Annotated in this window: 1 protein-coding gene; it reads right to left on the reverse strand. The window is 66.6% G+C overall.

Annotation, left to right across the window (positions count from 1 at the left end; all coding sequences use genetic code 11):
- On the reverse strand, positions 1 to 488 hold a 488-nt coding region (locus tag D7Y04_RS42575; RefSeq protein WP_147477333.1), incomplete at both ends, for an amidohydrolase family protein.

The raw sequence follows: 488 nt of genomic DNA on the forward strand, positions 1-488 counted from the left end.
ACCCGCGTCCGAAGGAAACTCTTCACAAATCTCCAGCGGTCCCTCGGTGGGCACGAGGAAGATGCGCTTGCGCACCATCGGAGCCAGCACGTCATCCGGCAACGCATACCCATGCTCGATGGAGTCCACCCCCGCCTCCACCGCCGCGCGGATGCTGTCGTCCTTGGTCGTGTGCGCCGCGACCGGGCGCTTCACCCGATGCGCTTCCTCGACGATGACCTTCAGCTCCTCCACCGAGAGGATGTTGTGGCCATTGTCGACGATGACCTTGATGCAGTCCGCGCCGTCATACACCGCCTGCCGCACGGCACGGCGCGCCTCGTCCACGCCTGTCACGGTGACGTATTCCTGGTCGATGAGTCCCTGCACGGGCTGCTGGAGCTGCCCGAACTGTCCACCCTGCGGCGCGAGCGCGCGGGTACACGCGGAGATGCGCGGCCCCTCCACCCAGCCTCGCTGGATGGCATTGCGCAGCGCCACATCCCCAT

Source organism: Corallococcus sp. AB038B, assembly GCF_003668955.1.
GTDB classification, from domain to species: domain Bacteria; phylum Myxococcota; class Myxococcia; order Myxococcales; family Myxococcaceae; genus Corallococcus; species Corallococcus exiguus.